The sequence below is a fragment of the Mesorhizobium sp. M7A.F.Ca.AU.001.01.1.1 genome (genome assembly GCF_004022735.1).
GTDB classification, from domain to species: domain Bacteria; phylum Pseudomonadota; class Alphaproteobacteria; order Rhizobiales; family Rhizobiaceae; genus Mesorhizobium; species Mesorhizobium ciceri.
In genome coordinates this window covers 1-9,196 of the sequence record NZ_RZPF01000203.1, presented here as the reverse complement: position 1 = coordinate 9,196, position 9,196 = coordinate 1, and the positions used below count along the sequence as shown (strand labels likewise).

Genomic DNA, 9,196 nt, shown 5'->3' with positions numbered 1-9,196 from the left:
TCCCATGATCGAAACGGCTTCTCACCGTCGATGAGGACCCGCAATTGATGAGCTTGCGCCAGACGGCCGATATCGTCGCGGTCTGAGAAAAGCGATCCGCGATAGGAATAGTTCAGCAAGGCGAGCCAGCCCGGCCGTTTCAGAACGCGCGCAATTTCTTCGAAATGCCGCTCTGCCATGCCGGCCAGAACCAGATAGGGAAAGCTGTCGACCGCCAGCACGCAATCGAAACTGGCATCGTCGAAATCGGCCAGATCGAGACCGGAGGTTTGTCGTAACTCGACATTGCCGAGTGCGGCGCATTGCTCTGAGGCGATGGAGATCATTCGCGACGATATATCGATACCGACCATCCGCTTGAAGGATCTGCACAGCGCACGCTCGAAACGGCCGATGCCGCAACCGATGTCGAGAATGCTCCGTTCCCTTCCGGTGAATTCTCGGGCTTCCAGCCATGCGACGATTTCGTTGGTCGTGGCTGTGAGCCTTTCCACATCGCCGAGGGATGCCAGTTGGACACTCGCGGCTCCCGAAATCGCTGCCGCGGCATCGAAGCTGGACGCCAGCCGCATGACGACAGCGGCATTCGTCTCGTCCTCATTGCGCTCATGGCGAACGGCGCCGCCCGTCGCTCGCAACATGGCAAAGACGTCTGGTTTGCAGCGCAGCAGTCCGGCGACCTTCCGCAATCTTGCCGCGTCGCCGGTATCCGCCGGACGGACTTTCAGCACGACCTCCGCCAATTCCGCTGCCCCAATTGTGGGCGGCAGGTGGAGCGCCAGCCTGACGAGAACACCTTCGGCGCAAATACCGTCGGCCATGCAGTCTTCAACCGCCAGCCTGACCGATGTCCGGCGCTGGGCGCCTTTCGGTGCGGTTACACTCATGGGTCAACTCCGCGTCCAGACCCTGCGCATCGTCCACCTGTCGGCGGCGCCCCAGCCATATTTGTAGGCCTCCTGGCCGCGCAGGAAATCGAACTCGCGCGCATCTTCACGGATCGACTCCACGATTGCGTGGCCAATCAGGATCGCGCCCGGGCTCTCCTCGGCATAAGCAGGGTCGAACCCACCCAGATAAGCGTAGGCACGGCCGCGGTGGTGAAATCCGTAATAGGCACCGATGGTCCTGTCATCGATCGCGAGCAGCCAGCATCGCACCAGACCATGAGCATCGAGCAAGGGAAGCGAGAGCCGATGGAATTGCTCGACGGCGGGGTTGGCCAACACACCCCCTCCGTGTTCGGCCCATCGCACATTGTGCAGGCGGATCAATTGATCGAGGAAGGTTTGCGGACTGCCGTTTGCCGATGACAGCGCAATCCGGCCGCATCTTGATGCCGCCTGGCGCGCCCGACGCAACTGGCGTCTGCGTCTTGCGGGGACGCAGCCTGCCAGCGTTTCGTCGCCGGCGATGGCGAGCACGGGGCAGGCGGCATGGGCGGTCGGCCGATCCATCTCGGGATGCTTCATCGCAAGGGCGACGCTGTCCTGCGGCAAGTCCGACAAGATCCATTGCGCCCACCCGATCGAGAAGATCGACTCGCTGATAATGCCGACAACCTCGGCTTCGATCCCAGGGACAGCCAGGATGTCCAGATAGTCGCTGAGCGAAATGCCGACCGGAAGCAGCTTCGAACCGGCCGTCCCGTGCTCGAGATAGAGCGGCGCCAGCCCGACCAGATCGCCGCCGCGCCAGACCGCGACTGTCGCCAGTTCACCGGGTGCGAATGCGTGCCACCATGGCACCAGCCAGGCGGGAGATTGAAACGGCGTCGCCGAGGGACTCTGCTGCCACAGTTTCCACCAGTGCGGCGTCAAGGCGTCGAACTGCGCGGGGTCACCGATGATTTCGCAGCGCAGCACCGCTTTGCTCACGGCGTCGCAGCCAAGCGCCGGCGACCAGTGCCAAGCTGTGCCAGCGCCTGATAGGCATCCATGTAAGACGAGATCATCCGTTCCAGCGAAAATCGCCGTCGCGCCTCCGCCCTGCATGTCTCGGCATCCAAGCTGGGCGCCGCAAGAATGGCTTGGGCCATCTCGTCGACCGTGTCGACGAGAAAGCCCGTCCTGCCGTGCTCTATGACGTCGGGAAGCGCACCATTTGGAAAGGCGACTACCGGGGTCCCGCAGGCGAGGGCCTCCATGGCCACAAGCGAGCTGGTCTCGGCTGCGAGGCTCGGAATGACCAGACAGCGCGCTGCGTTGAGAAAGCGTCGCTTGGCGGTGAAGCCGAGCGGGCCAAGGAAGCGGCGGCGGCCATCGAGGCGAGATTGGACCTCGTCGCGAAAGTACCGCGTATGCGTTTCGTAGGGATAGACCTTACCGCCGACGACCAGCGGAACGCCTGCTAGTTTGGCTGCATCGAGCGCCAGGTGAATGCCCTTCTCCGGGCAAACCCGGCTCAGAACCAGGGCAAAGTCGCGCTTCGGCTGCGGCAGGTTCAGTGCTTGGATGTCGACGCCGTTCGGAATCGGTGCCGTCAGCCTGGCGCCTGATGGCGCGGTTTTCTGCTGGCTGGGTGAGACCGCATGAAGCCAGAGGTCGCCACGCGTCGGGCGCAATGCCGCGGCCGGATACCAATCCAACGGCAGGTGGAGGGTCACCAAGGTCGGACCATCGTCGGGCAGATAAGCGTCGAAATCGATGCCGTGCAGATGAACCACATCGATGGGCCATCGGGCGCGGGCAGCGGCGATCGCTTTGCGATGGGCCTCTTGCGCGCGGCGCTTCGCCGCCTCGTCGAGCATGCCGTTTTCGGCCGGTATTTCCACAAGCGTGCCGCTCGTGCTGGAGCCACGGCAAGCAATGACGATAGATCGATGGCCGGCGTGAACCAACGCCCGATCGAGCATCGACAGAACCTGTTCGGCACCGCCGACAGCGTCGGGTCCGACGGGCGCGAGAGGGTAGGCGACATTGAGGACGGTGAGTGTCGCGGCCGGTTGCGTCCCGGTGCCCTGCGCCGCATCCCCACCTGTCAGTGGTGTTGCGAAGTCCGGCATCTGATGCATGGGCAGCATGACGATTTCACGCGGCCGAGGCCCGCCGCGTGGGGAGCGAGGCGGATGTCATGCCAGGCGCATAGCGGCGGATCATGGTTGAGCAGAATTCCGCGAACTCCTCCGGCACCAGTGGCGGGCTGGTGTGGTGGGGCATCATTCCGCGATGCTGAGGTGTGAAGCAGAAGGTGACCGTCACGTCGAAATCGGCGAGTGCTTCCATCTGCCGGTCGAACCAGTCCAGCGCATTCGGCCGAAAACTGTCCGCCCAGGAAAGCCCGGTACGCATATTGGTGACACCCAGCCGCTTCAGCCAGGCGACAGCGTCGTCCAGCCGCGGATCTTCGAAATGAAACCACTGCACCAGTCCCATTGCGGGTGTATAGCGCAGGAATTCCTCCAGCGCGGGCTTTGGCGTGCCGTCCTGGCGCAGCAGCCCCATATGGAAATGACGGTAATAAGAGGAGCCTTCGGCTTCGCGGTGACGCGTCGTTGCTTCCCATTCACGCGGAAGATCGTAGAGGCTGTACCACTGGACGCGTGGTGCATTGCCGAGCAGCAATTCAGCTGTTCGCTTGAGCCCCCAGACCTGGATTTCCTCGGCGCCGAAGGTCGATACGCCGACTTCGCTGACCCAGATGGGAAGGTCGGTGACGGTCGCGATCTCGCCGATCTTCTGCGGCCATTCCTGGATTTGCCACAGGTTCCAGTCGAGCGGAAAGCCGTGCACGGCGACGGCGTCGACATGATCCAGCACGCCGAATTCCTTCATGCGGGTGATGAATCCCGGGTCTATCGGCGAGATGCCACCGAGCACTTTGGTCAAAGCCGGGTTTTCAGATGCGATTGCGTCCGCCGCCAGGATTGCCATCCTGGCGAAGCGGCTCCAGTCGGGGTCGAGCTCGGGATCCCAATGCGATTTGTTGTTGGGCTCGTTCCAGATCATCGCGGCTTCAATCATGGCGCTGTCCTTTCGAGGGGTAGACGGGACCGCCACTGGCCGGGTCGCCTGCGGCCCGGCAGAAATAGACCTCCTGCTCAGGGTGCAGAACGATCTCGAAACCGGCGCTGCGCAGCATCGCTTCGGTGCAGGCTCGATTGGGTATCCACCAGTTGGTCGGGTCGTCGGCATAGCGGTGCTCGATGAAATGGAGCTTGGGAAATTCCGGCCGGTCGAACAGGTCATGCGTCCAGAAATGATAGTTCTCTTCCATCTCGGGAAGATCGGTGCTGCCGCGCTGCATGGACTGGAAGATCATCAGATCACCGGCGACATGCTCACGGATAAGGTCGAGCGCAAGCAACGGGTGGCGCAAGTGATAAAGCACCCCCATGAACAGCACGATATCGAATGTTTCGCGCAGGGCGCCGACGTCGTAGACCGACAGTTTCTGGAATTCGATCTCGCAATTGGCGATCTCGGCGGCAAAGCGGGCCTGCGCCAGATAAGCCTCATCGAAATCAATGCCGAGGACACGGGCAGCACCTCGCCGTTTCATCTCGATGGAATAGAAGCCGGCATTGCAGCCGATATCCAACACCGTCTTGCCTGTCAGATCCGCGGGAATGGCCTCGGCGAATTTGCGCCATTTGATCAGCGGGTAATTGCCGAGAAAATGGTTGGGAGCGGTTTCGACACCGGCCAGTTCCATGTTGTGGAACCATGGGCCGAGAGCATCGATACGGCGGCGGATTTCGGCATGGGAATGCAGCATGGTCAGGCTCCTTCGCCGGGAACGACAGGCACATGCGGGTGTGCTCCACCCACAAGCATGGCGGTTTGGCGTTGTTCGGATGCGACGCCCTCTTCGAGCAGCCGAAGAGCCGTGCGATAGCCGTTGAAGGTGCCGACATCGACGTAGGAGACTCCGGCCCTGACACCGTAGGCTTCACCGCCGGCAGCCAGATAGGCATTGATCAGGGTGCCGATATATTCGTCACGCCGGTCCCGTTCACGCCAGAGTGCAGCGAGTTGGTGCAAGATCCGGCCCGGCATCTTGAACGCCCCCCAGATCCAGTTCGTGGCAGCGTCTTGCCGCTTGACCAGAATTTCCTTCACCCGATCTCCCTCGTCGAGAACCACGGCATCGAAAAATTCCGGGCGGTCCACCGGGAAGAGCAGAAACGATAGGGAACTATCCGGCAGGCAGGAGAAGCCGTCCTCGGGGAACCAGATCGTATCGGGCAAACCAATCAAAACCGTCTCGTCGGGCGCGACGAGAGGCGCTGCCCGAAAAATCGCATCGCAAAGTCCAACAGGGTTGGGCTGCACCACGAACAGAGCCGCAGCGTCACCATAGCCGGCGGCGTAATATTCGAGAATGTCGGATTTGCCCGATCCGATGATGAAACAGATCTTGTCGACGCCGGCGCGCACCATCCGCCGCACCAGGTACTCGCTCACCGCGCAGGGACGCTCCGTCTGTCCATCGATCCGACTGCCTACCGGCAGCAGCTCTTTCGAGAAGCCGAGCGGTTGAATGCGGCTGCCGCGCCCGGCAGCGGGCACAATGCCCAACATCAGACTGCTTCCATCATCGGTTCGCGGGGAGATCTTTGAAAGGCGTCGTTTAGAATGTGGTCCAGCTCCGCCGCGCGCCGGGCAGAAGTGTGTTCATCCAGAACCCGTTCGCGCGCACGGGTTTTGATGGCATCGAGTTCATCTGCCGGCAAGGCGAGCGCCGCGACCACGTCATCGGTGTCGTGGGCCAGCAGGATCTCGCTGCCGGGTTCGAAGAAGCTGCTCAGGCCAGGCCAGGTGTCGGTTATGATCGGCACCCCGCATGCCGCCGCTTCGAACAACCGGCCCGAAGGACACCAGCCTTTTTGCACCATCGCCTCGCGGGTGACATTCAGCGTCAGTCGGGAGGATGAGAAAAACGCCGGATGATCGGCCGGTGGCAGATGCCTGACGAAGAAGATGTTGTCGCCCCACGGGAATTCCTGCGGATACTGTGCGCCGCCGATGATGAAGCGCTGATCCGGTAGACGCGCGGCGGTGCGGACCAGCAGCTTTTCGACGCCGGCCTGGCGATCCGCCGCGTAGGTCCCGAGATAGGACAGATCACCGGCGAATTCGGCCCGCTTCTCTGCCGGCCGGTGTTGGTCGGGATCGACGTGCCCATAGAGCGGCACCACATGGCGCGCACCCAGAACCGTCTTCAGCGCGTCGACCGCCGAGCCGCCGGTGTAACTCAGGACGAGGTCGAAATCGGCAAGACCCTCAGGGCCGAAATAGGGTGGACGCTCACCTTGTTCGATGCGGGCAAGCGTGACCGGAGTGTCCAGATCGTAGAACACACGCAGTCCGCGGCCTGCCTGCTGCGCCAGCCGCGAGGCGTCCACGGCGTCGGGACAATAAGAGGTGACAATAACGACATCCGATTGTTTGACTGTTTGCTCCGCGACCCGGCGGATGTCCTCCCAGTCCGGGTAGAGCACGACGTTGCCGCCGTCCAGGCGATCAAGATCGCGCGCTCCGGCATAGTAGGGCGTGTCGCGTTCGAAGAAGGTAACGGACCAGCCGCGCCGGGCGAGGGCTCGGATCAGTCCCCTCCATAAGGTGGCATGGCCGTTGCCCCATGAAGACGTGACGGTAAGACCGAAAATGACCATCTGCATCCGGCAAATCCTCGTCAGGCAACTTCGTTCAATCGGATCAGCTTCGCCCCCCAGTCCCCCGATACGATCGTCGTGATCGAAGCGGGATCGATGTCGAAGCGAAAGCAGTCGCCGGCCGGCAAGCCAAGGACCTTGCAGACGGCGGCCTTGATCACATCGGCGTGGCTGACCAGGGCGACACACTGATTCGGATGCTGCTCGTGGACAGCATTCATCACCGCGACGACGCGCTGCTGGACATCGTGCATGGTCTCGCCACTCGGTGTCCTTGCCACTTGCCGCTGATCATTCCAGGCTCGCCAGCTGGCGTCGCCATTCAGCTCATCGAAAGTCTTTCCCGACCAGTCGCCGAAGTCGATCTCGTCAAGTTCGGCGCAGATCGCGATTTCTCCGACACCGCAGGCGAGCGCAATTGGCAGCGCCGTCTCTCGGGTACGCTCGCGCGGGCTGCACAAGATCGCGACGATGGGCTCCCGGGCCATGCGGCAGCCAAGCTGCGTTGCCTGCGCCTTACCGGCATCGCCGAGGCAAACGCCGTCCATACGGCCTGCCAGATAGGAGCCGACATTTTCGTGTGCCGCATGGCGGATCAGAAAGAAGGTCGTCGTCATTCTGCGGCATCGAGCAAAGGCTCGTCCTTGCCTGCGATAAAAGCGAGCGTGCGCTGCCGCGCTTCGGCGTCGGTGAACTGTTCCGGAGGCGACTTCATGAAATAGCTGCAGGGACCGGTCAGCGCGCCGGCTATGCCGCGATCGAGCGCCAGCTTGGCGCAGCGTACCGCATCGATCACCACGCCGGCCGAGTTGGGCGAATCCCAGACCTCCAGCTTGAGCTCGGCATTGAGCGGCACGCCGCCGAAGGTCGTGCCTTCGACCCTTATATAGGCCCACTTGCGATCGGTGAGCCAAGGCACATGGTCGCTCGGGCCGACATGGATGTTGCCCGGCTCCAGGGGAACATCGAACTGGCTGGCCACGGACTGTGTCTTGGAGATTTTCTTCGATTCCAGCCGCTCGCGTTCCAGCATGTTGAGAAAATCGGTGTTGCCGCCGAAATTCAGTTGATAGGTGCGGTCGATGCGTACGCCGCGTTCACGGAAGAGATTGGCTAGCAACCGATGCACGATGGTCGCGCCGACCTGGCTCTTGATGTCGTCGCCGACCAGCGGCAGCCCGCGCTGCTCAAAGCGCCGTCGCCATTCCGGACGTGAGGCGATAAAGACCGGTATGCAATTGACGAAGGCGCAGCCGGCCTCGAGTGCGCATTCGGCATAGAAGCAGGTCGCCTCCTCGGAACCCACCGGCAGGTAGGAAACCAGCACGTCAGCGCTGCTGTCACGCAGGATCTCGGTGACATTGGCAACCGGCTCGGGAGCTTCTTCAATCTCGTCGCGCAAATATTTGCCGATCCCGTCCAGCGTCGGTCCGCGCTCGACGCGAACGCCGGTTGTCATGGCGTCGGCAAAGCGGAACGTGTTGTTGGGGGCGGCGTAGATCGCTTCCGCGACGTCGAGGCCAACCTTGCTCTTGGCGACATCGAATGCGCAGACAATCTCGATGTCGTCGACGTGGTAACCGCCGAGGTCGGCATGCATCAGCCCAGGGATTGGTTCGTTGCTTTTAGCGTGACGATAGAACGAGAGGCCCTGCACCAGGGAGGATGCGCAATTGCCGACCCCAACGATACCAACACGAACCTTTTTCGATCCCACGAAACCGCCACCCTATGTTGTTCAAAGGTAAGTTCCTGGCGCCGAACCATCAGCTTGCCGGAATGTTCCTCCACCCATCGAAAAATTGCGCGAGACAGCATGGATCGAAGCCGCATCCGATGCGTTCCCGCACGGCAAGCATTGGAAACCGATCGATGATCGTCTACGGCGACCACAAGCGGACGCAGGACGCACAACAGCTTCGCGAAGCAGCAGGCGAAATGGCCGTAAGACTTGATCGGATGTCTCATGGCATCCGACGCCATGCTGCATTGGTCGGACTGTTCATCAGCGTGTCGGAGCTGGTTCAGGCGCTTGCCGACGTCGATTTCGGAACCTGCGGCATCGACATTTTTTCGCCACGGCAACAGCAAGGCGCCAGGCTGCTGGTCGGGCTTGCGGCAGAGGTAGCGAAGTCGTGGCGAAGCGGTTTCAACGTTGGCGGTGGCATCGATCCGGGACTTCTCAAGCTGCTGGCCGGGCTCGACTGTCAGGCCGAGGTTCTGACCGGCTCCGCTGAGGGTTATGCGCATTATGCGCTTTATCCCGAAAGCTATTTGGACGCGGCGCAGAAGTCGGGGCTCGATGCGAACACATGCGTTATCGGTGTCCGCAGCATTGGCCTTGGGCTCGCAGCTATGGTGGCGGCCTCGATTGGCGCGCCTGCGCCATTCAGCGTTCGTCCGATCGGCCATCCCTTCCACAGGCACATCAACGCCGATCCGCGGTCGATCACCGCTTGGAAGAACAATCCATCGGCGCGTTTCGCCGTTGTCGACGAGGGTCCCGGCCTGTCCGGCAGTTCGATGCATGCCGTTGTCGTTTGGCTGCGTGAACTGGATGTCGATACGGACCGCATTCAC

General features: G+C 62.0%; 9 protein-coding genes and 1 pseudogene. 1 reads left to right on the top strand and 9 read right to left on the bottom strand.

Annotated features, from left to right (window positions below; genetic code table 11):
* From EN884_RS14690 to EN884_RS14650, 9 genes are all read right to left on the bottom strand, one after another.
* A partial coding sequence (locus EN884_RS14690; protein WP_164895012.1) for a class I SAM-dependent methyltransferase occupies nucleotides 1-887 on the bottom strand: 887 nt, incomplete at its 3' end.
* A 3-nt stretch (nucleotides 888-890) separates the two neighbouring features.
* Nucleotides 891-1,877, bottom strand: a complete 987-nt coding sequence (locus tag EN884_RS14685) for a GNAT family N-acetyltransferase (protein ID WP_063170147.1) — start codon at nucleotides 1,875-1,877, stop codon at nucleotides 891-893.
* Complete coding sequence (locus EN884_RS14680; protein ID WP_063170472.1) at nucleotides 1,874-2,983, bottom strand: glycosyltransferase; 1,110 nt, start codon at nucleotides 2,981-2,983, stop codon at nucleotides 1,874-1,876. The genes EN884_RS14685 and EN884_RS14680 overlap by 4 nt, the downstream gene beginning before the upstream one ends.
* A 46-nt stretch (nucleotides 2,984-3,029) precedes the next feature.
* Nucleotides 3,030-3,962, bottom strand: coding sequence for a hypothetical protein (locus EN884_RS14675; protein WP_063170148.1), 933 nt, complete (start codon nucleotides 3,960-3,962; stop codon nucleotides 3,030-3,032).
* A complete protein-coding gene (locus EN884_RS14670; RefSeq protein ID WP_013533206.1) occupies nucleotides 3,955-4,716 on the bottom strand; it encodes a TIGR04290 family methyltransferase in 762 nt (253 codons plus the stop codon). Before EN884_RS14670 ends, EN884_RS14675 begins: the two co-directional genes overlap by 8 nt.
* A 2-nt stretch (nucleotides 4,717-4,718) precedes the next feature.
* Nucleotides 4,719-5,522, bottom strand: coding sequence for a sugar phosphate nucleotidyltransferase (locus tag EN884_RS14665; protein ID WP_063170149.1), 804 nt, complete (start codon nucleotides 5,520-5,522; stop codon nucleotides 4,719-4,721).
* Nucleotides 5,522-6,622 (bottom strand): glycosyltransferase, encoded by a 1,101-nt coding sequence (locus tag EN884_RS14660; RefSeq protein ID WP_063170150.1) that lies wholly within the window; start codon nucleotides 6,620-6,622, stop codon nucleotides 5,522-5,524. Before EN884_RS14660 ends, EN884_RS14665 begins: the two co-directional genes overlap by 1 nt.
* 14 nt (nucleotides 6,623-6,636) lie before the next feature.
* Entirely contained in the window at nucleotides 6,637-7,233 is a 597-nt protein-coding gene (locus EN884_RS14655) for a histidine phosphatase family protein (RefSeq protein ID WP_063170151.1), read from the bottom strand.
* Nucleotides 7,230-8,333: a myo-inositol-1-phosphate synthase gene (locus EN884_RS14650; protein WP_013533202.1), complete on the bottom strand. Its 1,104-nt coding sequence runs from the start codon at nucleotides 8,331-8,333 to the stop codon at nucleotides 7,230-7,232. The genes EN884_RS14655 and EN884_RS14650 overlap by 4 nt, the downstream gene beginning before the upstream one ends.
* A gap of 155 nt (nucleotides 8,334-8,488) precedes the next feature.
* On the opposite strand from EN884_RS14650, the pseudogene EN884_RS14645 reads away from it, so the two are divergent.
* Nucleotides 8,489-9,196: pseudogene (locus tag EN884_RS14645) on the top strand (hypothetical protein); the annotation flags it as partial.

Bases quoted from the DNA above. Each gene is read 5' to 3' on its own strand.
- EN884_RS14675 (WP_063170148.1), bottom strand. From the start codon at position 3,962: ATGATTGAAGCCGCGATGATCTGGAACGAGCCCAACAACAAATCGCAT.
- EN884_RS14670 (WP_013533206.1), bottom strand. From the start codon at position 4,716: ATGCTGCATTCCCATGCCGAAATCCGCCGCCGTATCGATGCTCTCGGC.
- EN884_RS14665 (WP_063170149.1), bottom strand. From the start codon at position 5,522: ATGTTGGGCATTGTGCCCGCTGCCGGGCGCGGCAGCCGCATTCAACCG.
- EN884_RS14660 (WP_063170150.1), bottom strand. From the start codon at position 6,622: ATGCAGATGGTCATTTTCGGTCTTACCGTCACGTCTTCATGGGGCAAC.
- EN884_RS14655 (WP_063170151.1), bottom strand. From the start codon at position 7,233: ATGACGACGACCTTCTTTCTGATCCGCCATGCGGCACACGAAAATGTC.